The sequence below is a fragment of the Polaribacter sp. WD7 genome (assembly GCF_003335085.1).
In the GTDB taxonomy this organism is placed as follows: Bacteria; Bacteroidota; Bacteroidia; order Flavobacteriales; family Flavobacteriaceae; genus Polaribacter.
Genome location: NZ_QPEJ01000017.1, coordinates 125,724 through 150,521 on the forward strand (window position 1 = coordinate 125,724; position 24,798 = coordinate 150,521).

General features: G+C 30.2%; 18 protein-coding genes and 1 riboswitch. Of the genes, 9 read left to right on the forward strand and 9 right to left on the reverse strand.

Going from position 1 to position 24,798, the window contains the following annotated elements; translation table 11 throughout:
- Positions 1–88: 88 nt before the first annotated feature.
- Entirely contained in the window at positions 89–1,174 is a 1,086-nt protein-coding gene (gene gcvT / locus DUT90_RS06900; protein ID WP_114426440.1) for a glycine cleavage system aminomethyltransferase GcvT, read from the reverse strand.
- Positions 1,175–1,308: 134 nt separating this feature from the next.
- Here gcvT and DUT90_RS06905 point away from each other — a divergent pair, with 134 nt between their 5' ends.
- A complete protein-coding gene (locus tag DUT90_RS06905) occupies positions 1,309–2,931 on the forward strand; it encodes an aminopeptidase P N-terminal domain-containing protein (protein ID WP_114426441.1) in 1,623 nt (540 codons plus the stop codon).
- A gap of 2 nt (positions 2,932–2,933) precedes the next feature.
- A complete protein-coding gene (locus DUT90_RS06910) occupies positions 2,934–3,155 on the forward strand; it encodes a VF530 family DNA-binding protein (RefSeq protein ID WP_114426442.1) in 222 nt (73 codons plus the stop codon).
- A 227-nt stretch (positions 3,156–3,382) separates the two neighbouring features.
- Here DUT90_RS06910 and DUT90_RS06915 read toward each other — a convergent pair whose 3' ends face one another.
- The 5 genes from DUT90_RS06915 to lysA form a co-directional block, all read right to left on the reverse strand.
- Positions 3,383–5,731 (reverse strand): type IA DNA topoisomerase, encoded by a 2,349-nt coding sequence (locus DUT90_RS06915; protein ID WP_114426443.1) that lies wholly within the window; start codon positions 5,729–5,731, stop codon positions 3,383–3,385.
- A 265-nt stretch (positions 5,732–5,996) separates the two neighbouring features.
- A complete protein-coding gene (locus DUT90_RS06920; protein ID WP_114426444.1) occupies positions 5,997–8,120 on the reverse strand; it encodes a Tex family protein in 2,124 nt (707 codons plus the stop codon).
- Positions 8,121–8,329: 209 nt separating this feature from the next.
- Entirely contained in the window at positions 8,330–8,845 is a 516-nt protein-coding gene (locus tag DUT90_RS06925) for a GNAT family N-acetyltransferase (RefSeq protein WP_114426445.1), read from the reverse strand.
- A 1-nt stretch (position 8,846) separates the two neighbouring features.
- Positions 8,847–9,458 carry a fumarylacetoacetate hydrolase family protein gene (locus DUT90_RS06930; protein WP_114426446.1) on the reverse strand — a complete coding sequence of 204 codons (612 nt, stop codon included), beginning with the start codon at positions 9,456–9,458 and terminating at the stop codon, positions 8,847–8,849.
- 86 nt (positions 9,459–9,544) lie between these two features.
- Complete coding sequence (gene lysA, locus DUT90_RS06935; protein ID WP_114426447.1) at positions 9,545–10,786, reverse strand: diaminopimelate decarboxylase; 1,242 nt, start codon at positions 10,784–10,786, stop codon at positions 9,545–9,547.
- Between the two features lie 227 nt (positions 10,787–11,013).
- Here lysA and DUT90_RS06940 point away from each other — a divergent pair, with 227 nt between their 5' ends.
- The 5 genes from DUT90_RS06940 to DUT90_RS06960 all read left to right on the forward strand — a co-directional run bounded on the left by DUT90_RS06940 (position 11,014) and on the right by DUT90_RS06960 (position 18,034).
- Positions 11,014–12,870 (forward strand): DNA topoisomerase IV subunit B, encoded by a 1,857-nt coding sequence (locus tag DUT90_RS06940; RefSeq protein WP_114426448.1) that lies wholly within the window; start codon positions 11,014–11,016, stop codon positions 12,868–12,870.
- A gap of 3 nt (positions 12,871–12,873) precedes the next feature.
- Positions 12,874–15,615, forward strand: coding sequence for a DNA gyrase/topoisomerase IV subunit A (locus DUT90_RS06945; RefSeq protein ID WP_114426449.1), 2,742 nt, complete (start codon positions 12,874–12,876; stop codon positions 15,613–15,615).
- 153 nt (positions 15,616–15,768) lie between these two features.
- Positions 15,769–16,233 (forward strand): DUF1905 domain-containing protein, encoded by a 465-nt coding sequence (locus DUT90_RS06950; protein ID WP_114426450.1) that lies wholly within the window; start codon positions 15,769–15,771, stop codon positions 16,231–16,233.
- A 162-nt stretch (positions 16,234–16,395) separates the two neighbouring features.
- Complete coding sequence (locus tag DUT90_RS06955; protein ID WP_114426451.1) at positions 16,396–16,731, forward strand: DUF2834 domain-containing protein; 336 nt, start codon at positions 16,396–16,398, stop codon at positions 16,729–16,731.
- Positions 16,721–18,034, forward strand: a complete 1,314-nt coding sequence (locus tag DUT90_RS06960) for a 7TM diverse intracellular signaling domain-containing protein (RefSeq protein WP_114426452.1) — start codon at positions 16,721–16,723, stop codon at positions 18,032–18,034. The genes DUT90_RS06955 and DUT90_RS06960 overlap by 11 nt, the downstream gene beginning before the upstream one ends.
- Before the next feature lie 384 nt (positions 18,035–18,418).
- On the opposite strand, the gene DUT90_RS06965 is transcribed toward DUT90_RS06960, so the two are convergent.
- Positions 18,419–19,549: an ABC transporter substrate-binding protein gene (locus DUT90_RS06965; protein WP_114426453.1), complete on the reverse strand. Its 1,131-nt coding sequence runs from the start codon at positions 19,547–19,549 to the stop codon at positions 18,419–18,421.
- Complete coding sequence (locus DUT90_RS06970) at positions 19,549–20,586, reverse strand: GMP reductase (protein ID WP_114426454.1); 1,038 nt, start codon at positions 20,584–20,586, stop codon at positions 19,549–19,551. The genes DUT90_RS06965 and DUT90_RS06970 overlap by 1 nt, the downstream gene beginning before the upstream one ends.
- A gap of 74 nt (positions 20,587–20,660) precedes the next feature.
- Positions 20,661–20,928: riboswitch (cobalamin riboswitch) on the forward strand.
- 30 nt (positions 20,929–20,958) lie between these two features.
- Between DUT90_RS06970 and DUT90_RS06975 the strand changes: the two genes are divergently transcribed.
- The gene (locus tag DUT90_RS06975) at positions 20,959–22,794 is read left to right on the forward strand and encodes a TonB-dependent siderophore receptor (RefSeq protein ID WP_114426455.1); all 1,836 of its coding nucleotides are present in this window, start codon (positions 20,959–20,961) and stop codon (positions 22,792–22,794) included.
- A gap of 3 nt (positions 22,795–22,797) precedes the next feature.
- Entirely contained in the window at positions 22,798–23,853 is a 1,056-nt protein-coding gene (locus DUT90_RS06980) for a YncE family protein (protein ID WP_114426456.1), read from the forward strand.
- A gap of 52 nt (positions 23,854–23,905) precedes the next feature.
- On the opposite strand, the gene DUT90_RS06985 is transcribed toward DUT90_RS06980, so the two are convergent.
- A complete protein-coding gene (locus tag DUT90_RS06985) occupies positions 23,906–24,418 on the reverse strand; it encodes a hypothetical protein (protein ID WP_114426457.1) in 513 nt (170 codons plus the stop codon).
- Between the last annotated feature and the right edge of the window lie 380 nt (positions 24,419–24,798).

Here is a 24,798-nt window from a genome sequence, read left to right on the forward strand (position 1 = left end):
TTTTTATTTTAAATTAACAGTCTGTAGCTATAGTAATCGAAATGATTTGATATTCCTTACAACTTTTTTAAATTGTTTTAAAAAAACATCAATTCTTATAAAAAGGTAATTTTACAACAGTGGCAAGAATTGCTTTTTTACGAACCTGAATGTAAATTTCAGTACCAAGTTTTGCAAAGCTACTTTGTACATAGCCTAAGCCAATACCTTTACCTAGACTAGGGCTCATAGTACCAGAAGTAACGTTTCCTATGGTATTTCCATCTTTATCCACTATATCATACCCTTGTCTAGGAATTCCTTTGTCATTAATTTGAAACGCTATCAATCTTTTTAATGGTTTTTCAGCTTTTTCTTTTGCCAAAGCTTCATGATTTACAAAATCTTTGGTAAACTTTGTAATCCATCCTAAACCAGCTTGTATAGGGGAAGTTGTATCGTCAATATCATTGCCATATAAACAATACCCCATTTCTAAACGTAAGGTATCTCTTGCTGCCAAACCTATAGGTTTTATTCCAAATTTTGAACCAGCTTCAAGTACTTTATTCCAAATTTGTACTACTTCTGTATTTTTACAATAAATTTCAAATCCGCCAGAACCTGTATATCCTGTAGCAGAAATAATAACATGTTCTATACCTGCAAAATCACCAATTTTAAATTTGTAAAACGGAATTTTAGCCAAATCTAATGAAGATAGAGATTGCATAGCTTCAACAGCCTTGGGGCCTTGTATAGCCAGTAAAGAATAATCGTCAGATAAGTTTTTAAGAGTAGCACCAAACGCTGAATTATGGTAGTTAATCCAATTCCAATCTTTTTCTATATTAGAAGCATTAACAACTAACAAATAAGTATTTTCTTTAATTCTATAGCAGATTAAGTCATCAACAATTCCGTTATTTTCATTAGGGAAACAACTGTATTGTGCATCACCAATTTCTAGTTTTGAAACATCATTAGAAGTTACTTTTTGAAGCAGTGCCAAAGCAGTTTCTCCTTCAACTAAAAACTCACCCATATGGCTTACATCAAAAACACCAACGCTTTCTCTAACAGTATTGTGTTCTTTGGTAACCCCCTCATATTGCACAGGCATGTTAAAACCTGCAAAAGGAACCATTTTTGCACCTAAAGATTCGTGTATATGAGACAAAGCAGTATTTTTCATGGTATTAATGTATTACATGTTTACAGCAAAATTATTGAAAATATCACAATAACCAACCACTAATATTTTGTTAATGTTTATATCTAAAAAAAGAATAAATATTACATTTGATAAACTTACCAAAAATGATATTTATGAAATTGTCAAGAATTTTATGTTTTCTATTTATGCTTGTCTATTTTTTAGGATTTGCACAAACACCTACAGATTTTTTATCAAAAGAATTCCATAAAAAACGTAGAGACATTTTACGAGCTAAAATGCCACAAAATTCTGTTGCTATAGTGTTTTCTAATTCGTTAAGAAATAGAGCCAATGATGTAGATTATGTTTTTCATCAAGATCCAAACTTTTACTACTTAACAGGTTATAGAGAACCTAATGCGGCTTTACTTCTTTTTTCTAATTCTCAAGTAGACCATAAAGGAGAAACCTATAATGAGGTACTATTCGTACAAAAAAAAGACCCTAATGCAGAACAATGGAATGGGAAAAGATTAGGAATAGAGGGGGCAAAAACAGTATTAGGATTTGCCAAGGTATATAATGGTGAAGATTTTTTAACCTATAACTTACATTACAAATCTTTTAACAAGGTTTATATCGATGGAAAGTTTAAAGATGATTATAGAGACGTAACAGGCGTAGATGTTTTTGATTTGGTAAAACATTTTAAAACAAGTGCTGGCTATAATTCTAATTTATTTTTATCTAACATAAAAGAATATGTGTACAATAATGTTGCGCAAACGCCTATTGAAAGTCATGCAAACGTTATCAATATTATAGATAGACTTGCTAGTCGTTCATTAGAAATTAAAAATGATGAATTGTTAAACAAATACAAATCTGCAGATACAGATAAACTTAAAAAAGAATATCAACAAAAAATAACTTTGGCACTACAACCTAAAACAAATATAGATTTAACGTTTTTGCAAGCTAATTTGGCAACAATGCGAGAAATTAAAACAGAAGAAGAATTAAAGCTCTTAACTAAGGCAATTCGTATTTCTGCAATAGGTCAAAATGAGGTTATGAAAGCGATGAAACCTCATATGTCTGAAACAGAATTACAAGGTATTCATGAATTTGTGTATAAAAAATATGGTGCAGAATATGAAGGATACCCTTCCATTGTGGGTTCTGGTAATAATGGGTGTATTTTACACTACATAGAGAACAATAGAACCAAAGTAGGAAACGATTTGGTTTTAATGGATTTAGGTGCAGAATATAGAGGCTACACTGCAGACGTAACTAGAACAATACCAGCTAGTGGAAAATTTACCCCAGAGCAAAAAATTATTTATGATTTGGTATACAAAGCCCAAGAGGCAGGTATTGCACTGTACACCGTGGGTACAAGTATGCAGTCACCAAACCAAGCAGCTAGAAAAATTATCAACCAAGGACTGTTTAATTTAGGCATTCTTAAATCTGTAGAGGAAAGGCACAATTATTTTCCGCATGGTACTTCACATCACATTGGTTTAGATGTGCATGATCCAGGAAATTATGGCAATTTCGAAAAAAACATGGTAGTTACCATGGAACCCGGAATTTACATTCCAGAAGGTAGCCCTTGCGATAAAAAATGGTGGGGTATAGCAGTTCGTATAGAAGATGATATTCTAGTAACAGAAAATGGTCCTGTTAACTTGTCTAAAGAATCTCCAAGAACGTCAACAGAAATAGAAAAAATGATGGCTAAAACATCTATTTTAAACCAATTTGTGTTACCTAATTTAGACTAATAATGAGCAAAGAACAACCCAACAATCCATTACATGGCATTAAATTAGCCACAATTTTAGAAGAATTGTATTTAGAATATGGTTGGGAAGAATTAGGTTATAGTTTAAACATAAATGCATTTAAAAACAATCCAACTTACAAATCGAGTTTAAAATTTTTACGAACTACACCTTGGGCAAGAGAAAAAGTAGAAAAATTTTACTTAAAAAATATGATTGATTAGTTTTTTGAAGCTATTTCCAGCTTTCCACTGTATCTTTTTTTGAGAAAAACAAAAAAAGGATGTCGTTTCAATCTGGGCTAAACTTGTTTGCCAATTTATAAAAAAAACTAGAAAGTTAATTGAGTTCTAAGTGTCATTTCTAGCTAAGAATGAGAAGATATCTCGTAGAATTTATAAATTATTTGAGATTTCTTAATCGTTAAAAAGCTCGTTTTGAAATGACAATCTTATAAAGATTTATTTCTAATAATCTCCAAAACTAATTTTTTAGTCAATGGTTTTCCATTGGCAATTTTTTTAATGTTTTCAAAAGTGAAAATAAAATTACAACCAGCTTTGTATTCAGAACATCCATAAGCAGTTTTACCTTTTAAAATCGTTCCTTTTTTACATTTTGGACAAGGGTTTTTTAATGCTGAACTTGTTTCAGTATCTTTTTTCTGAATTTCAATTTTCTTTTTTTGCTCAAACTTTAATCTAAAATTATTTTCAAAACGAATTAATCCTTCTTTTGATTTTTCATCAATTTTAAATCCTTTTAAATTGGTAGTACATCCTTTGTCAATCAAACGAATTATTTGATTTTCAGAAACTTTTTTACCATAAATTACAAACGGAATTTTTAAATCGCAATTGTTTTTATATTCAGAGCAACCATAAGCAGAAGAACCTTTTAAAAGTTTTCCAGTTTTACATTTAGGACAGGTTTTACCTGCTACTGTTTTAGATTTTGTAGTTTTTTTTGCTTTTGATTTTGTTGAGTTCTCGACTGCGATCGAACTGAGATTATTGTTAGATGAGATTCTTTTTTTAATTTTATTAGAACGCACTTCATACACCAATTCATCTACCATTTTTTTCATGTTGTTGATGAACGTTCCAGCATTAAATTCACCTCTTTCAATTTCTTTCAAACGCTTTTCCCATCTACCAGTTAATTCAGCCGACTTTAATAATTCGTTGTCAATAATGTTGATTAAATCAATTCCTGTTTGTGTAGGTAAAACTAGTTTCTTTTTACGTTCTATATATTTTCGTCTGAATAAGGTTTCAATAATACTTGCTCTTGTAGATGGTCTACCAATTCCGTTTTCTTTCATCAACTCGCGCATTTCATCATCATCAACCTGTTTACCAGCAGTTTCCATAGCTCTTAAAAGCGAAGCTTCTGTATAGTTTCTTGGGGGTTTGGTTTCTTTTTCTAAAAAAGAGGGCTCATGTTTTCCTTTTTCACCTTTGACAAAAGTTGGCAAACTTTTGTCACCCTGAACTTGTTTCAGGGTCTCATCGTTGTTTTTCTCAAAAACGACTCGCCAACCTTTATTTATAATTTCTTTACCTGAAGTTTTAAAAGGAACTTCAGCAGCTTTACCTATCACAGAAGTGTTGGAAACATCGGAATCTGGATAAAAAACAGCAATAAAACGTTTGGTAATAATATCGTAAACCTGTTGTTGATTGTACTGCAAATTACCTTGAATTCCTGTGGGAATTATGGCATGATGGTCTGTAACTTTTTTATCATCAAAAACACGTTTGGTTTTCTTTATTTTTTTGCCTAATAGAGGTTGCGTCAATTCTGAGTAATTGGTGAGTTTCGATAAAATTCCGTGTACTTTCGGGTACAAATCATTCGGTAAAAAAGTAGTATCTACCCTTGGATAGGTAACTACTTTCATCTCATACAATTTCTGAACCATTTTTAAGGTTTCATCTGCAGAAAATCCAAATTTATTGTTACAATACACTTGTAAACCTGTTAAATCAAACAATTTTGGAGCGTATTCTTTTCCTTTCTTTTTAGTAACAGAAACAATTTCAAACTCAGATTGTACAACTTTATCAGCTAAAACTTGTCCGTCTTCCTTTTTTAGAAAACGACCATCCTCATAATTAAAAAGCGTATTTCTGTATGTAGTTTGCAGTTCCCAATATGGTTGAGGCTTAAAATTTTGAATTTCAAAATAGCGATTTACTAGCATTGCTAGAGTAGGAGTTTGTACCCTACCAACAGATAACACTTGTTTATAACCCCCGAATTTTACGGTATATAAACGAGTAGCGTTTAAACCCAACAACCAATCTCCAATGGCTCTGGAATAGCCTGCATAATACAAGTTATCATATTTATCGGAAGATTCTAAGTTCTCAAAACCTTCTTTAATCGCCTCTTCTGTTAGCGATGAAATCCATAAACGTTGTACTTTTCCTTTGTAATTGCATTGGTTGATTACCCAACGCTGAATCAATTCTCCTTCTGTTCCTGCATCCCCACAATTGATAACCACTTCTGCTTTTTCAAATAAAGATTTTACAATATTGAATTGTTTTTTGATACCAGAATCTCCTGTAACTTTTGTATCAAAGCGTTCTGGTAACATAGGTAGGTTGTTCAAATCCCAACTTTTCCAATGCGGTTTGTAATCTTTGGGTTCTAAAAGAGTACATAAATGCCCGAAGGTGTAGGTTATTGCATAACCATTGCCTTCGTAGAAACCATCACGTTTTGTTTTGGCTCCAAGAATGTTAGCAATCTCTCTTGCTACACTGGGTTTTTCGGCTATACAGACTTTCAAGTTTTATAGAATTTAAGAATTGAAAAGTAGTAAAATTATAGGTAGTATGAAATAAAAAATGATTCCCATTTTTTTAGATTTCATGGTATTATTGTATTTTTTCTCAAAACCATATTTTATAAATCATTCTAGTTCTGAATCATTAAAATCTTTTACGGGAAATAAATTTGAACCAAATCTAAAAGGGAATAAAAAGAAAGGTTTTTTATCTTTAAGACTTAAAGGTTCAATTTTTCTTTTTCGTTTATTTTTTTTGATTCATAAATTACTTCACCAAAGTCAATTGAATTCTCTTCCTAACCACATCAACTTCTAAAACTTTCACCACAATTTGCTGTTGTAAAGACACAATAGAATTTACATCTTTTACAAAAGTATCCGATAAATTAGAAACGTGAATTAAACCACTTTCTTTGATACCAACATCTACAAAACAACCAAAATTGGTAATATTATTTACAATTCCGGGTAAGATTTGCCCTATTCTTAAATCGTTAATGGTTTTAATGTTGGCATCAAAAGCAAACACTTTAGCCTTTTCTCTTGGGTCAACGCCTGGTTTTTCTAATTCTTTAATGATATCTTTTAGGGTAGGTAAACCTACGTTTTCTGAAATATAGTTTTGAAGATCTATTTTTTGTAAGATGTCTTTATTGTCAATTAAATCATCAATTTTTATTTTTAAACCTTTTGCCATTTTATCAACAACAGCATAACTTTCAGGATGCACTCCAGAATCATCTAAACAATTTTTAGCATTTTTAATTCGTAAAAAGCCTGCTGCTTGTTCATATGCTTTTCCACCCAATCTTGGTACTTTTTTAATTTCATTTCTTGAAGAGAAAGAGCCATTTTCGTTTCTATATTGCACAATATTTTCTGCCAATTTTGGTCCAATTCCAGAAACATAACTCAATAAAGATTCACTGGCAGTATTTATATTTACACCCACAGTATTCACACAACTTTCTACTGTAGTATCCAAAGATTTTTTTAGTTTGGTTTGATCTACGTCATGCTGGTATTGCCCAACTCCAATCGATTTTGCATCAATTTTAACCAATTCAGCTAAAGGATCTTGCAGTCGTCTACCAATAGAAACAGAGCCACGAACTGTAACATCATAATTGGGAAATTCATCTCTTGCAATTTTAGAGGCAGAATAAATAGAAGCACCAGCTTCACTCACTACAAAAACATCAATAGAATTTTTAAAATGTACTTTTTTAATGAGTTGTTCCGTTTCTCTAGAAGCTGTTCCATTTCCAATAGCAATGGCTTCAATTTGATAGGCTTCTGCCAAAGAACTGATTTTTTTAATGGCACCAAAAGATTGATTTTGTGGCGCGTGAGGAAAAATAGTTTCATTGTGTAGTAAATCTCCTTGCTCATTCAAACATACTACCTTACAGCCTGATCTAAAACCAGGGTCAATTGCTAAAACTCTTTTTTCACCTAATGGTGCACCTAATAACAATTGCTTTAAGTTTTTAGCAAATACAGTTATGGCTGCATCATCTGCTTTTTCTTTGGCATTGGTTAATGCTTCATTGGAGAGAGAAGGAAATAACAATCGTTTAAATGCATCTTGTATAGCCAGCTGAATTTGTTGAACACATTCGTTATTAGAACGAATAATTCTATCTTCCATTTTTTGAAGTGTTCTTTCTGTGTCAATTTCTAGTTTTACACGCAAAAAACCTTCTTGTTCAGCTCGTAAAATGGCCAATAATCTGTGTGATGGAATTCTGTTTAAAGATTCATTCCAATCAAAATAATCTTTAAATTTTTGTGCTTTCTCTTCTTCTTTTTTTACTTTTATTACTTTGGATGAAATTTGTGCAAATCGTTCTATTTGATATCGAATATTATTTCTTATATCTGTTCTTTCATTAATCCATTCTGCAATAATAAAGCGTGCGCCTTCTAATGCTTTTTCAATAGTATCAACTTCATTATTTGTATATTTTGAAGCGGTATATTCCAAATCATTTACACGTTGACTAATAATCATTTTAGCCAAAGGTTCTAACCCTTGTAAACGTGCAGTTTCCGCTTTGGTTTTGCGTTTCTTTTTAAAAGGTAGGTACAAATCTTCTAAAGCAATTAGGTCTTTAGCATTATTTACTTTTCGAGTGAGTTCATCAGATAAAACTTTTTGTTCTTCCAAAGCTTTCAGAATTGCTTTTTTACGTTTTTCTAATGCTTCAAAAGTTTCTTTAAACTTTACAATTTCTCCAATCTGTAATTCGTTTAAATTACCCGTCATTTCCTTTCTATATCTACTTATAAAAGGAATTGTTGCGTCTTCGTTTAATAATAAAATGGTGTTTTTTACAGCTTTTTCTGTGAGTTGGGTTTGCTGAATTATATATTGGAGTAATTGCATTATTTTCTAATTTTACGTAGGTATAAATTTTAGGAGTTAATAAAATAAAATTTCTTGCTTCAATTTTAATGAAAAAATTAAAAGCACTCAAATTGACAGTATGTTTTTACGATTGCATAGAATTATTCAGAGGCTGTCACATCAAAGGATTTTGTCACTTTTCGGAATTGTATCGAGTTGTTTTTAGTAATTGAATTCGTGGCATCATGTTAAGAAATCACTTTTTCAAAAGCCAACCGTTTTGCACCGTAACTTGTGTAAATAATACCGCGGTATTGATAGCCTATTTTTTTTATTAAAGTTTGCATACCCAAATTTTCTTCATGGGTGTCAATCTTCAAACTTTTAATGTTTTGCAATTTTAGTGTTTGATGCATTTGAGTAAAGACAAACTTTGCGACCCCTAAAGCTCTATATTCTTTTGCAACAGCTAGCCTATGAATAACACCATAAGGTAAAGCCTCGTCATGCATCCAATTACCGTCAATTAGTTTTTTGTAGGTAGGTTCTGGTCTTGTTGTAAACATAGTAGTTGCTACTATAGTGTTTTTATCATCAATAATAACATAACTTTCCTCGTTTTTAATATCGTTTTTTACCTGTTCTGCATTAGGATATCCATTTTGCCATTGATCTATATGCAAAGATTTTAATAAAACTTTCGCATCATCAATAATTTCCATAATTCTAGATAGATCATGTAAAGAAGAACGTCTAATTTGCATTTTAGTTGATTTTAAAATCTAACCAAAGCTCTTCTTCAACAAAACATTGCAAGTGGTCGCCTTTTTTGTTTTCTCCTATACCTTCTGGTGGTGTTCCTGTAAAAATTAAATCTCCAGGTTGCAAAGTCATGTATGCAGATACATAGTTAATAATTTCTGCAAAATTATGAATCATGTGACCGGTATTACCCGCTTGAACCTGCTGATTATTTATTTTTAAACTAAAGTTGATATTAGATAAATCTGTAAAATCATTTATGGATTTAAATGTAGAAATTGGTGCAGCACCGTCAAAACCTTTAGCAAGATCCCAAGCATGTTTATGAGATCTAGCCTCGTTTAAGACGTCTTTTGCAGTATAATCAATACCTACGGCAATTTCAGAAATATAAGAATTTGCTTCTGCAACAGGTATGTTTTTACCTTCTTTACCTATTTTAATGACTAGTTCTACCTCATAAACAAGTTGGTTGGTAATACTAGGGTAATCAATATCTCTATTTACAGACAAACTAGATTCTGGTTTAGAGAAAATAAGTTTTGGGTTTTCTTTATTAGCTTTAATATCATCTAAATTAATAACGTAATTTTTACCGATTCCTAAAATTTTCATGATTTAGTTTTTGTAATGTAAATGTAAAAAAATATCCACTAAAAAATTAAATTCTCTAGTGGATACCTATAATTATAGTATGTTTTTTAAACAGTAGCTTTTTCTTTTTTACTTGATGTGACAGGCAATTCTACTACTTCTTGATTGTGTAAAATATCTTGCATAGTCTGTCTTTTTCTAATTAAATAATCTTGACCATTTACAACCATAACTTCTGCTGGTAAAAAACGAGAATTATAATTAGAAGCCATAGAATAACAGTAAGCACCAGCATTATGGAAACACAATATGTCTTCTTCAGATATCTCAGATATTCTTCTGTTAGAGCCAAAAGTATCAGTTTCGCAAATATATCCTACTACAGAGTAATAACGATCTCTACCTTCTGGATTAGAAATATTTGTGATATGATGATAAGAATCATACATCATTGGTCTAACTAAGTGATTAAACCCTGAATCAACATGTGCAAAAACAGTAGAAGTAGTTTGTTTTACGACATTTACTTTAGCTAAGAAAACTCCAGCTTCTGATACTAAAAATTTACCTGGTTCAAACATTAAAGTAACATCTTTTCCGTATTCTTCACAAAACTGATTAAATCTTGCAGAAAGTTGAATACCTAATTGCTCAATATCAGTAGAAATATCACCTTCTTTGTAAGGCACTTTAAAACCACTTCCAAAATCGATAAAATCAATATTATCAAATTGTCTAGCTACATCAAAAAGAATATCAGAGGCACGTAAAAAAGTATCAATATCTAAAATATCAGACCCTGTATGCATGTGAATTCCGTTAATATTCATTCCTGTATTTTCTACAACACGTTTTATATGTGGTACTTGGTGAATTGAAATTCCGAATTTAGAATCAATATGACCTACTGATATTTTAGAATTACCTCCTGCCATAATATGTGGATTGATTCGCACACAAACAGGAATTTCTGGGTGTTTTTGACCAAATTGCTCTAAAATAGAAAGGTTATCAATATTAATTTGAACTCCCATTTTAGCAACTTCTTCGATTTCATATAAAGAAACTCCGTTAGGTGTAAAAATAATATCTTGAGGATTGATACCTGTAGTTAAACAAAGTTGCACCTCTTGTATAGATACTGTATCTAAACCTGAACCTAAATTTTTAAAGAACTTTAAAATATTGATATTAGACAAAGCCTTTACAGCATAGTTTAACTTTAAGTTTTTAACACTACTAAAAGCATTTGTTAATCTATTGTATTGAGATTCTATTTTATCTGTATCGTAGACATATAAAGGACTTCCGTATTTATTTGCCAATTCTAAAAGCTGTGTTCTTTCCACGAGTATATATTTTAATTGTGACATCAAAAATAATCAAAATGTTGAGTTGTTTTACAGTTTGTTTTAAAATACAACATATTGTTTTTTTTTGTTTTTTTTAAGAGTAAGATTGCGAACTTTTCATCGTTGAAATCCTGTTAATAACTAATTACCGATGTCATTTCTTTTTTATAGGGTTAATACTATATTAGCAAGTACTTCAAACCTAATCATAGTAAGGAATTTTTATGAGCCAAGAAACCAAATATACAGAAGATAATATTAGATCATTAGACTGGAAGGAACATATTAGAATGCGCCCTGGAATGTATATTGGTAAATTGGGTGATGGCTCTTCAGCCGATGACGGAATTTACATTTTAGTAAAAGAGGTTTTAGACAACTCTATTGATGAGTATGTAATGGGTTCTGGTAAAACTATAGAAATTTCTATACAGGGCAGCAAAGTTACTGTTCGTGATTATGGACGAGGAATTCCTTTAGGTAAAGTGGTAGATGTTGTTTCTAAAATGAATACTGGTGGTAAATACGACTCAAAAGCGTTTAAAAAATCTGTTGGATTAAACGGCGTTGGTACAAAGGCCGTAAATGCACTTTCTACGTACTTTAGGGTAGAGTCAACCAGAGAAGGAAAGTCTGCATCTGCTGAGTTTTCTCAAGGAAATTTAGAAAATCAAGAATTTTTAGAAGAAACCTCTCGTAGAAAAGGAACAAAGGTTTCTTTTATTCCTGATGAAACTATCTTTAAAAACTACAAATTCAGAAATGAATATGTAGCTAAAATGTTAAAGAATTATGTGTATCTAAATCCTGGGTTAACTATTATTTTTAATGGCGAAAAATACTTTTCAGAAAATGGATTGAAAGATTTACTAGAAGACAATAACAATCAAGATGATATGTTGTATCCAATCATCCACCTAAAAGGTGATGATATAGAAGTAGCCATAACACATAGTAAAACTCAATATTCAGAAGAATACCACTCTTTTGTTAACGGACAACATACAACACAAGGAGGTACGCATCAATCTGCATTTAGAGAAGCGATTGTAAAAACCATTCGTGATTTTTTTGGTAAAAATTTTGAAGCATCAGACGTTCGTAAATCCATTATTTCTGCAGTTGCTATAAAAGTGATGGAGCCTGTTTTTGAAAGTCAAACCAAAACCAAATTAGGTTCTACAGAAATGGGAGGAGATTTGCCTACCGTAAGAACGTATATAAACGATTTTGTAAAGACACATTTAGATAACTATTTACATAAAAATACAGAGGTTGCAGACAAGTTACAGAAAAAGATTTTACAAGCAGAAAAAGAACGAAAAGAGCTTTCTGGAATTCGAAAATTAGCAAGAGATAGAGCTAAAAAAGCCAGTTTGCACAACAAAAAATTACGAGATTGTAGAATACATTTAGGAGATACTAAAAAAGAAGCACATTTAGAAACTACATTATTTATTACAGAGGGAGATTCTGCTTCTGGATCAATAACAAAATCTAGAAATGTAAATACACAAGCAGTATTTAGTTTAAAAGGAAAACCTTTAAATTCTTATGGATTAAGCAAGAAAATAGTATATGAAAACGAAGAGTTTAACCTCTTACAAGCTGCTTTAAATATTGAAGATGGTTTAGAAGATTTGCGCTATAATAATATTGTTATTGCTACAGATGCCGATGTAGATGGCATGCATATTAGATTATTATTAATTACATTCTTTCTGCAATTTTTTCCAGAACTTATTAAAGAAGGGCATTTGTATATTTTAGAAACACCGTTATTTAGAGTTAGAGATAAAAAAGAGACTATTTATTGTTATTCTGAAGAAGAGAAGCAAGCGGCAATGGATAAGTTAAGAGGAAAACCAGAAATAACGCGATTTAAAGGATTGGGGGAAATTTCGCCTAATGAATTTGTTCATTTTATAGGAGATGACATTCGTTTAGACCCTGTAATGTTAGATAAAGAGATGTCTATAGAGCAAATGCTACAATTTTACATGGGCAAAAACACTCCTGATAGACAAAAGTTTATCATAGAAAATTTAAAAGTAGAATTAGATATTGTTGAGGAAGTTTAGAATATGAGTGAAGAAATAAACGAAAACGAAGAGAATTTAGAGCACCTTAATCAAAATTCTGAAGATATAGAATATCAAGGAGATTTGCCTCAAGAAGAAACCATTACTAAAATTACAGGAATGTACAAAGAGTGGTTTTTAGACTACGCTTCGTATGTAATTTTAGAAAGGGCAGTACCAGCATTAATGGACGGTTTAAAACCTGTGCAGCGTAGAATTATGCATTCTATGAAAGATTTAGATGATGGACGTTATAACAAAGTAGCCAACATTGTGGGGCATACCATGCAATATCACCCGCACGGAGATGCTTCTATAGCAGATGCTATGGTACAAATTGGTCAGAAAGAATTGCTGATTGATATGCAAGGAAACTGGGGTAACATTTTAACAGGAGATAGAGCAGCAGCATCACGTTACATAGAAGCGCGTTTGTCTAAGTTTGCTTTGGAGGTTGTTTTTAACCCAAAAACTACAAAATGGCAAGCGTCTTATGATGGGCGAAAGAAAGAGCCTGTAAACCTTCCTGTAAAATTTCCACTATTACTAGCTCAAGGAGCAGAAGGTATTGCAGTAGGTTTGTCTACTAAAATTTTGCCTCATAATTTTCTTGAACTTATAGAGGCTTCTATAAAGTATTTGAAAGGGCGTAGTTTTAAAATTCTCCCAGATTTTTTAACAGGTGGAATAGCAGATTTTACCAATTATAATGATGGAAAACGTGGCGGTAAAGTTAGAGTGCGTGCTAAAATATCTCAATTAGATAAAAAGACGTTGGTCATTACAGAAATTCCCTTTGCTACTACAACACAATCTTTAATTGACAGTATCTTAAAAGCGAATGACAAAGGAAAAATCAGAATAAAAAGAATAGAAGACAATACTGCTGCAAACGTAGAAATTTTAGTGCATTTACCACCAAATGTATCTCCAGATAAAACCATAGACGCTTTATATGCATTTACAAATTGTGAAAATTCTATTTCGCCTTTATGTTGTATTATAGAAGATAATAAGCCATTATTTGTTGGGGTTTCAGAAATGCTAAAACACTCTACAGACAACACAGTTCAATTGCTAAAAAGAGAATTAGAAATTCAATTAAATGGATTAGAAGAACAATGGCATTTTGCTTCTTTAGAACGTATTTTTATAGAAAATAGAATATATAGAGATATAGAAGAAGAAGAAACTTGGAAAGGTGTTATTAGCGCTATTGATGAGGGTTTACAACCTCATATTAAACATTTAAAAAGAGCCGTTACAGAAGAAGATATCACCCGCTTAACAGAAATTAGAATTAAGAAGATTTCTAAGTTTGATATAGACAAAGCAAAACAGCATATAGAAAGTTTAGAAGATAAAATTGAGGGAGTTAAACATCACTTAGCAAACTTAATTGAATATGCCATAGACTATTTTAAAAATTTAAAAGACAAATACGGCAAAGGAAAAGAACGTAAAACAGAAATTAGAACTTTTGATGATATTGTAGCTTCAAAAGTAGCTATGAATAATGCCAAACTTTATGTAAATAGAGCAGAAGGTTTTATAGGTACTTCCTTACGAAGAGATGAATTTGTTTGCGATTGTTCTGATATTGATGATATTATTATCTTTAGAAGAGATGGTAAAATGATGGTTACCAAAATAGATGCTAAAACTTTTGTTGGTAAAGATATTATACACGTTGCGGTCTTTAAAAAGAAAGACAAACGTACTGTATACAATATGATGTACAAAGACGGTACTAAAGGACCTAGTTATATGAAACGTTTTAATGTAACTTCTGTAACGCGTGATAAAGAATACGATTTAACAAATGGTAGTAAAGGGTCTAAAATACTTTACTTTACTGCCAACCCAAATGGAGAAGCAGAAGTAGTTACTGTTAATTTACGTGCTGTTGGAAGTGTAAAAAAATTAAAATGGGATATTGATTTTGCAGAACTAGGAGTTAAAGGTCGTGGTGTTAGAGGTAATACCATAACAAAATTCGCTATTAAAAGTGTTGATTTTAAATCGGCAGGAGTTTCAACATTAAAACCAAGAAAAATTTGGTTTGACGATGCTGTTCAGCGATTAAATGTTGATGAAAGAGGTGAGTTATTGGGAGAGTTTAGAGCAGAAGACAAATTGCTCATTATCACTCAAAGTGGAAAAGCAAAGGCTGTAAAGCCAGATTTGGCAATGCATTTTGAAGATGATATGATTGTCTTAGAAAAATGGAAATCTAACAAACCTATTTCTGCAATTTATTTTGATGGAGAAAAAGCACGCTATTACATCAAACGATTTTTAATTGAAACATCAGAAAAAGAAGAAGTCTTTATTTCTGAACACCCTAAAAGTCAATTAGAAATAGTAGCAACAGATTATAAACCCGTGGCTGAAGTTGTATATTCTAAACGAAGTTTAGAAAATGAAACTGTAAATTTAGAAGAATTTATAGCTGTAAAGGGTATTAAAGCTTTGGGCAATCAACTAACTACCGAGAAAATTAAGCAAGTAAACTTGTTAGAACCGTTGCCATACAAAGAGTATGAAGAAGAAAATATGACTGCAGATGAGGACAAAGAAGAAGATGTCATAGAAGATAAATTACCAATTGATGTGCCTGTAGTAGATAAACCAAATGTATTAGAAACATCCGAAAAAGAGGATAAAAAACAAGCGCTTTTAAAGAAAGCTATTCAAAAGAAAAAAGAAAATACAGATGATGACACACAGCAAACATTATTTTAATTAAAATTTATACTTGCTTCATAATTGGTGTTTTTATGATTTCAAATGTTTTTTACGTATAAATTAGACAGAATTTAAATAAACTTATTCAAAAGAAATACGTAAAAATAATAGGAGTTAATTTACTGAATAAGATATAGGTATATAGTGAAAATGCATCAAGGAGTACAGACAATAAAACAGCTTGAAAAGAGAAAAGGTGGATATTATTATTTAAAACTCGATTCAGAAATAGTCAATCAGTTCAGTAAAAAAAGAGCTACAAGAATAATTTGCACCATTGATGACAAAATTTCTTATCGCTGTGGCCTGAATCATTTGGGAGATGGAAATTTTTACGTTATTGTTGCTGGAAAATATCTTAAAGAGCTAAATAAAGATATCGGTGATGTAGTTGATTACAAAATTGATGAAGACCCAGACCAATTAGGTGTTGAAATGCCAGAAGTTTTGACTGTTCTTCTTGAACAAGATGTAGACTCAAAAGCAGTTTTTGATAAGCTAACAGACGGAAAAAAAAGAAGCCTAATATATAATTTTGTAAGGCTAAAAGACGTTGACAAACAAATTAGAAATATAATTGACTTTTTAGCTAAAGAAAAACAGAAAATAAAATAAAGCGCGAAAAAATACGATGTCAAAAGCGATATGAGTAATTGCGGAAATCTTTACCAGAGCTAGTTGCCTTGGTTTTGTCAAAATTTGGTATTTATCAATCTAAAAAGTAGTAACTAATTTTTAATGCTACTTCTTTTATTCCATTCGTTAATATCCATACAAATGAAATTAAAACATCTTTATTTAGGCTTAGCTATCTTAGGTATTTGTTATACATGGTATTATAATATTTTATGGTACCAACAAGCAGTAAACCCTTCTTTTTCCAGTTTTATAACAGATACTCAAATTAATTTTGCTGGTAAATCTTTTGGTGCAGATTTAACTGTAGTATGTTTTACTTTTTTTGCATTTATGATTCCTGAATCGTTACGATTAAAAATTAAGTATTGGTGGGTTTTAATACCGTTAACTTTTTTTATTGCTATTGCGTTTACCTTTCCTTTGTTTTTGTATCTTAGAGCAAAGACATTAGAAAAGCAAATAAATGAAAGCTAAAATATTCGTATTAACGCTCTTTATTATCAGTAGTGTATTCGCGCAATCAGAAATACTTTTCTATAAAGATACACTTGGAAATTTATCTTACAAAGAGGTACAGAAAAAACCTTTTCAACTTCTAGAAAAACAAATTTTAGAACCTCATTCTAACAGTGTTTACTGGTTTAAAATACCTAAAGATAAGAGTAAACCTGAGTCTGTTTTTAGAATTTTATACGAAAGAATTCGAAAAGCTGATGCTTATCAGGCTTCACATAAAATAAAAGAACTCTCTAACCAACGATTTTTAAGTTATCAGTTTTCAAGAAAAGCAGATGTTTATATCAAAGTAGCTCCAAAGTTACACGCTTATATTCCGGTAACTTTAAATTCTGCAGCAGAAGCTAACATAAAAGAAAATAAACATGTTTTATTAAATGGGTTTTATTACGGCTTTGCTTTTCTAGTTGTTATATATAATCTTTTTTATTATTTTATATTTAAAGATGATGCTTTTCTGTATTATGCGCTGTTTTTAACAAGTATGAGTTTTGGTGTTTTTACAATGGATGGAATGCTAAACTTTTTCAATTTAAATCATACAGTTAATGACGTCTTAATGATTTTAAATTACATTTTTCTTGCGTTTTTTTCGTCTAAATTTACTAATAACTATTTGTTTTTAGAGTTGTACTACCCAAAAATTAAAAGACTTAGTTATGTGTTAGGTATCTGTATTGTTATTTCTGGGGTTTTGTACTTGGTTATTGATAACTATTATTATTTACTTATTTTAAATTTATTGGTTTTTCTACTTCTTTTTATCTATTGGCTTTGTTCTGTACTACTTTTTAGAAAGAATATGTATACAAAAATTTTAGCCATCGCCTACATTATCATATTATTTTCTGCTATTGATTTTTTTGTACTCAAGTTTTTAGGAATTTCTTTAATCAATATAAATTCCACAAATATTAAGATTGGTGCATTTTCAGAAATGATTATTCTCTCTATTGCCGTTTTGTATCGAATGAAAACATTAAGAGATGAAAACGACGTAATGAGAAAAGAAATAGTAGAGTATTCTGAAGAACTTTCTCAATTGAAAATAGAGAATGAAGATAGAACCTTTAGTAGAATAGACCAATTAAGTTTAAGAGAAAGACAGATTTTTGATTTAATTGTTCAGTTAAAATCGAATAAGGAGATAGCAACAATTTTAAATGTATCTATAAATACAGTTAAATTTCATGTAAAAAATATTTATGAGAAATTAAGTATAAGAAGTAGAAAGGAAGCCTTGTCTTTACAGAAAATATAAATTTTACTCCATAAATCTAAGGTACCACCTTTAAACTACCCGTAAACTACCCCTTTTTTTATTAGAGTAATTAAGTTTTATGATTAAGTTTGTATTAGTAAAAAATTATATCCCCCCCAAATCTTTATTCACAAAAAACTCTAGTATAATGTATTATCTAGAGTTTTTTATTTATGTCACTTATTCTTAAATCCAATTAACTTGAGTTTAGCATAAAAAATTATGTCAGTCAGATTAATTTTTGATAGAAAATCGTATTGAAGACAAATATGTTTTTATACAAAAGCTTAATTTTGATATGATTTTATTCGTTTTACCTCTAAAACCAATTAATTAGCCAGTTTTTTGACATTGTATTTTAAACAGAACTCTAGTTAATTATATTTATTGCATTCTCTCAAAAAATGTAAATTCATATTTAGGTATTAAATTTGGGTATGCTATTTTAATCAAATCTTTAAGCACCAAATCTGGTCTTGTTGGTGCTAACTCATAATAGATAACACCACCTGTTTCTCCTTTTTTTGAAGAAGAGGTATATATATTGTTATTTTTAAATGCCTTAAATTTTCCATATAACTTGTTATTGTTTATCATCTCTTCTTTAGATGAAAAATATCCAGGAGCTATCCAATAATCTGCATGAATACCTTTATCAAAAACACTTTCAAAACTAAGAGATAAACTTCCTTTACCTTTGATGTTTTTCCATAAGTAATTTAAATTAGCATCTTGTAATAATTGGGCTACAAAACTTTCTCCTGCAGGCAAGCTCCATATGTCCTTACTCATAATAGCGCCAGACAACACAGTGGATTTTACTGTAATATTAGCAGCAATTTGTTTTGCTTTAATATAATTGCTTTCAATTACATTAAAAATACTGTCTGCCTGTTTTTCTTTATCAAATAAAACACCAAAAAATTTAATCCATTCTGCTCTTCCTAATGGAGTCTCTTCTAACCAATCACCATTATAAATTACATTAATTCCTGATTTTTGAAGAGTGGTTAGAGATTTATCTGCATTAGAAACACTATACCCAACCACCAATTCTGGATTTAAATCCAATAAAATTTCTGTGTTTAATGAATTCTCTTTTCCAACTTCTTTAATTTTGCCTGCATCAATTAATTGTCTTGTTTTTTTAGAAGAAATATATTTAGCATAAGGAAATCCTACAATAGCGTTTTCTTCATCCAATAACTCTAACATTGGTATATGAGTAGTAGAGGTAACTACAACTCTCTTTATAGGAACGTTAATTGTGTTTTTTGTATTTGCCTTTTGATTAATTTTGTGCTTAATGTTATATTCAAAAGTTTCTTTCGCGTTTTGATAAGCCAATTTAATAACCAATTTCTTTCCTCCATTATGATGTAAAATATCAAAACCTTTAGCATATTTAATAGTACTTTTATAATTAGGCGTAGATTTTTGATTTACAATATCTTTCTTACAAGAATAAAATAGATTTGCTAAAAAAAAAATAAGAAGTAGTTTATTGTTTTTCATTATGAATATACCTGATTTTCTTGTTCTTGAACTCTAATAAAGGTAGTTCTTTTGGTCAATTCTTTTAGCCTTTTGGCACCTACGTATGTACAAGTAGATCTAATACCGCCTAAAATATCAACAACAGTATTTTTAACATCACCTCTAAAAGGCACAGCAACAGTTTTACCTTCTGAGGCTCTATAATTTGCAACGCCTCCAGCATGTTTATTCATAGCTGTTTCAGAACTCATTCCGTAAAAAGCTTTGTACTGTTTTCCATCTCTGTTAATTAAATCTCCACCACTTTCAGTATGTCCAGCTAACATTCCGCCCAACATCACAAAATCAGCACTTCCTCCAAAAGCTTTAGCTAAGTCTCCAGGTATTTTACATCCTCCATCAGAAATAATATGACCACCCATGCCATGAGCAGCATCTGCACATTCTATAATAGCAGACAATTGTGGATACCCAACACCGGTTTTTACGCGAGTTGTGCATACAGAGCCAGGACCTATGCCTACCTTAATAATATCTGCACCTGCTAACAGTAATTCTTCTACCATTTCGCCCGTAACTACATTACCCGCAATAATTACTTTATTAGGATGTTTATTTCTCATTTTTTGAACAAATTCTACAAAATGTTCAGAATATCCGTTAGCTACATCAATACAAATAAAATTAATAGCAGAAAATTGATCTAAAATTTGTTTTACTTTATTGGCATCTTCATTAGCTGTACCTGTGCTTATTGCAATATTTTCTAATGTTTTTTTTGATGCATTTTTAGCAAAATTTTGCCAATCATCTATAGAGTAGTGTTTATGAATTGCCGTAAATAAGTTATGTTCTGCCAATGATTTTGCCATTTCAAAAGTACCTACAGTATCCATATTTGCAGCTATTATTGGTATACCACTCCATTTAATATCGCTGTGTAAAAAAGAAAAATCTCTTTGTAAAGAAACTTCAGACCTAGATTTTAGTGTAGACCTTTTGGGTCTTATCATTACATCTTTAAAACCTAATTTAATATCATTTTCAATTCTCATCTATAAAAAACATTTAAGATCTAAAGGTATAAAATTTGGATACGATTTTATTAGATTCTTAGTAAGAATGTATCTACTTTTGTAAAGATTTTGGTTTTGAAGTAAACATATTTATTTCGAATTAAAAGGGAATCTGGTGTAAATCCAGAACTGTTCCCGCAACTGTAAGTTTATGCTAACAATTTGAATACGTAACGTAGAAGATTTCTACAAAAGTAAATTTAATAGTTAGTACCTCTATAAAGAGGATGTTATTATTCTTTATACCACTGACGTTTTTGTTGGGAAGGTAAATAACGTAAAAAACAAGTCAGGAGACCTGCCAATAATCTTAATTAAAATAAATCTTCGGGAAAAAGATTTCTTTAAATTATGATATTAAAACAAGCAATTTTTACCTGCTTTTTTTTCTGTTGCATTACTAATGTGTTTTCTCAGAAAGATAGTATAGAGGTTAAATTTTCAGAAATTCATTTGGCTATTTCTAAGGTTAAAGATTTTTCTAAAGGATATAGCGTGTCTAGCATTTCGGATACTCTGGTAGTGAGAGATATTAAATCGTTAACAAATATTTTGCGATTTAATTCTTTTATTTACTTTAAAGAAGAAGGTTTGGGTATGGTATCATCACCTTCTTTTAGAGGAACCAATTCTAGTCAAACCGCTGTGCTTTGGAATGGTATAAATATTAATTCTCAATTATTAGGTCAAGTAGATTTTAATGCATTATCGTCAAATTCTTATGATGATATAACTGTTAGAAGTGGCGGGGGTAGTGTACTTTTTGGTAGTGGAGCTATTGGAGGGACAGTACATTTAGATAATACGATAGATTTTACAACACAAACCAAACACAATTTTATAGGGAATTATGGTAGTTTTAATACAAAACACATCAGTTATCAATTTAAAAAAGCAACTGACAAAACACATATAAATATTGGTTTAGGATATAATGCTTCAGAAAATGATTATAAATACTTAAAATCTAATTTATTTAATGAAAATGGAAGTTTCTCAAATTTTAACGCTGATGTTAATTTTGGATATCAATTTAGTACAAAAAGCAATATAAAATTATTTGCAAATGCTTTTGCTGCAGACAGAAATCTTTCTAGAACATTAAATGCGCCTTCTAATGATAGTTATGAAGATTTTACTTTGAGAAATTTATTGGAATGGAACTATAAATTGAGTACTAAAGAATTATTATCTACAAAGTTAGCTTATCTTTTTGACCAGTTTACTTTTTTTGATAACAATAATAATAGAGCATTATTTTCTAGAGGAAATACCAAAAGAACGTTATCAAAAATAGATTACAATAATTTTATTTCTAAAAAAATTCAATTAAATGGAGTCTTAGAGTTTGAAAATACAGCGGCAATAGGCAGTACTTTTCAAAGGCAAAATAGAACTATTTTTACTACAATTTTATCTTTGAATCATCAGTTGTTTAAAAAGTTAAGTTACGGAGCACAATTTAGAAAAGACTATATAAAGGATTTTAATTCTCCATTTTTATATTCTTTAGGTCTAGAGTATAAATTCAATTCAACCTATACGCTTTCCGTAAATACCTCCAAGAATTTTAGAATCCCCACATTTAATGACCTGTATTGGACACCTGGAGGTAATCCTGATTTAGAGTCAGAGAATGCTTATCAATTTGAATTAGGAAACAAACTTCATTTTAAAAATAAAAGCTTTCAATTCAATACTTTTTATATTAAAACTTCAAATTTAATTCAATGGTTACCCAATGATAGCGGAATTTGGAGTCCTATAAACGTTAATGAAACTGAAAATTACGGACTAGAGGTATCTTACAATCATAAATTTAATTATGGTTTACACTTGTTTCAATTCAATATCAATTACTCTTATACAATTGCCAAAAATTTAGAGACCAACAAACAATTGTTTTTAGTACCAAAGCACAGAGCAAACTTTTTGATAGATTATAACTACAAAAAAATCACAGTTTTCTATCAGCAATTATTTAATGATGAAGTTTCGTTTTTGGTAGATACCATTCCTTATTTTACTGTTGCAAATATTGGTATAAATTATCAAATACAATCTTTAAAAAATCAGCCTACAGTTGGTTTTAAAATAAATAATATTTACAATACGTATTATCAAAACACCTTAAACAGGCCAATGCCTGGAATCAATTTTCAAATAACAACAAACATAAATTTTTAAAAGATGAATATTAGAAAAGTAGTAGTATTAAGTGCCTTAATTGGAGTTTTGTTTTCTTGTAATAACACCAATGAACCAGAATTGGCTTTAGGAGATTATGAAAATGGAATATTAGTAACTAATGAAGGAGCGTTTAGTGGAGGTACAGGAACAGTCAATTTTATTTCTAATGATTTTTCTGTTCAAGTAGAAAAAGTGTTTAATAAAGTTAATGGAGAAAATATTGGAACGATATTGCAATCTGCAGGTTTTAATGGAGATAACATTTTTTTAATTGCAAATGTTGGAAATAAAATTTCTGTAGCAAATAGATTTACTATGGAAAAATCGACAGAAATTACAGCAGATTTAAGTAACCCAAGATATATTGCATTTGCTAATGGTAAAGGTTATGTAACCAATTGGGGTGATGGTACAGATGTTGAAGATGATTATGTAGCGGTTATTAATTTAACAACTAATCTTGTAGAGTCTAAAATACCTGTAATTGAAGGTCCTGAGCAAATTATTGCAAACGGAAATACGTTATACATTTCTCATAAAGGAGGTTTTGGTTCTGGAAACTCTGTAACAGTCATTAATGCTGTTAACAATTCTGTAATTACAAACTTACAAGTTGGAGATATCCCAGATGAAATGGCTATAGACAATAGCGGTAACGTATTAGTTTCTTGTGAAGGTAAAGCAGAAACACCTTGGAATCCTACAGAGGTTTTAGGAAGTTTGGTTAAAATTAACACCACAACAAATGAAGTTATTTCTACAATTAATTATGCTTCAGGATTTCACCCAGGAGCAATGACAATTGATAACCAATCTATTTATTTTGGGTCTTCTGCAGGTGTATATAAAATGTCTGAAAATGCTACAGAAATTCCTTCATCAACAATAATAGCTACTATAGCGTCTGCTGTTTCTGTTAAAGATGATAAGATTTATGTTACTAACGCATCAGATTTTTCAAACAATGGAACGCTAACTGTTTTTGACGGGGCTACAAATACCCAATTACAAGAATTTACGGTTGGTCTTATTCCGGGAAAAATATATTTTAATTAAAACTTCAAATTCTATACATATAAAAAGCCTTCTAAATTTAGAAGGCTTTTGTTTATAATAAATTTTTTACCTCGCTTTTAATAAAATCTACGGCAACATCAGTAGGGGGTAGTATTTTGGAGTAATCAATTAAAATATTTTCTCTAAAATCATTGGCAGAATTTGATGTTTCTGCTACTTGTTTTAATTTATTTAGCGTAGCATTTTTAGCTCCTAAAATAGCAGTCCAGGTACTACTAGAAATGTAAATTTGTTGTACCAGATTATGCTCAAATTCTTGTTCTATATTATTGATTAAAAGCTGTAAATAATCATCAGTAGTTTCTGAAATAGGTTTTATCCTAACTACAATTTTTGCAGGATTAATTCGCTCACAAAATAACAACATACGCTCATAAGCTTGTAATTTTATGGGTAAGGCATCTTTTTTTCTGTTATAAAGTAGCTCCATTTTTTTTTCAGCATTTTGTTGATTTATAAAACTACTAAACATATAATAAGCTACAAAACCTGTTACCATGGCAGGTAAAATATATGCTATACTTTCTAAAAATTTATCTTCCATAAAACTATAAATGATTTAAGCAATACAAATATAAAATTTCGAATGTTAACGCTACCTCAAAACTTTGTAAAGTACCAATTTAAATATATTTCTTTTGTTTTTTTCATTTAGATGATTATCATTTCGAACATTGCTGAAATTTAAATGTATTTAAATTGAAAGTAACTTACGAGGTAAAAGTGTAGTTGAGAAATCTTATATCTATCGTAAGATTTTTCCATTTCAGTAGAGATAAAATACGTTTTGAGCAATAAAAATAATAATCACCTAATAAAATATATTTTTTATTCCGAATTCACGTTAAACATAAACTAGTTCTAAAGTCCTTACAATATAAAAGAGTACCTATTTTATTTTAGAGTTATAATCCTTATAGGTAT

What these genes read in the sequence shown, in the direction of transcription:
- gcvT (WP_114426440.1), bottom strand. Translation starts at nt 1,174, where the DNA reads ATGAAAAATACTGCTTTGTCTCATATACACGAATCTTTAGGTGCAAAA.
- DUT90_RS06905 (WP_114426441.1), top strand. Translation starts at nt 1,309, where the DNA reads ATGAAATTGTCAAGAATTTTATGTTTTCTATTTATGCTTGTCTATTTT.
- DUT90_RS06910 (WP_114426442.1), top strand. Translation starts at nt 2,934, where the DNA reads ATGAGCAAAGAACAACCCAACAATCCATTACATGGCATTAAATTAGCC.
- DUT90_RS06920 (WP_114426444.1), bottom strand. Translation starts at nt 8,120, where the DNA reads ATGCAATTACTCCAATATATAATTCAGCAAACCCAACTCACAGAAAAA.
- DUT90_RS06925 (WP_114426445.1), bottom strand. Translation starts at nt 8,845, where the DNA reads ATGCAAATTAGACGTTCTTCTTTACATGATCTATCTAGAATTATGGAA.
- DUT90_RS06930 (WP_114426446.1), bottom strand. Translation starts at nt 9,458, where the DNA reads ATGAAAATTTTAGGAATCGGTAAAAATTACGTTATTAATTTAGATGAT.
- DUT90_RS06940 (WP_114426448.1), top strand. Translation starts at nt 11,014, where the DNA reads ATGAGCCAAGAAACCAAATATACAGAAGATAATATTAGATCATTAGAC.
- DUT90_RS06945 (WP_114426449.1), top strand. Translation starts at nt 12,874, where the DNA reads ATGAGTGAAGAAATAAACGAAAACGAAGAGAATTTAGAGCACCTTAAT.
- DUT90_RS06950 (WP_114426450.1), top strand. Translation starts at nt 15,769, where the DNA reads ATGCATCAAGGAGTACAGACAATAAAACAGCTTGAAAAGAGAAAAGGT.
- DUT90_RS06955 (WP_114426451.1), top strand. Translation starts at nt 16,396, where the DNA reads ATGAAATTAAAACATCTTTATTTAGGCTTAGCTATCTTAGGTATTTGT.
- DUT90_RS06960 (WP_114426452.1), top strand. Translation starts at nt 16,721, where the DNA reads ATGAAAGCTAAAATATTCGTATTAACGCTCTTTATTATCAGTAGTGTA.
- DUT90_RS06965 (WP_114426453.1), bottom strand. Translation starts at nt 19,549, where the DNA reads ATGAAAAACAATAAACTACTTCTTATTTTTTTTTTAGCAAATCTATTT.
- DUT90_RS06970 (WP_114426454.1), bottom strand. Translation starts at nt 20,586, where the DNA reads ATGAGAATTGAAAATGATATTAAATTAGGTTTTAAAGATGTAATGATA.
- DUT90_RS06975 (WP_114426455.1), top strand. Translation starts at nt 20,959, where the DNA reads ATGATATTAAAACAAGCAATTTTTACCTGCTTTTTTTTCTGTTGCATT.
- DUT90_RS06980 (WP_114426456.1), top strand. Translation starts at nt 22,798, where the DNA reads ATGAATATTAGAAAAGTAGTAGTATTAAGTGCCTTAATTGGAGTTTTG.
- DUT90_RS06985 (WP_114426457.1), bottom strand. Translation starts at nt 24,418, where the DNA reads ATGGAAGATAAATTTTTAGAAAGTATAGCATATATTTTACCTGCCATG.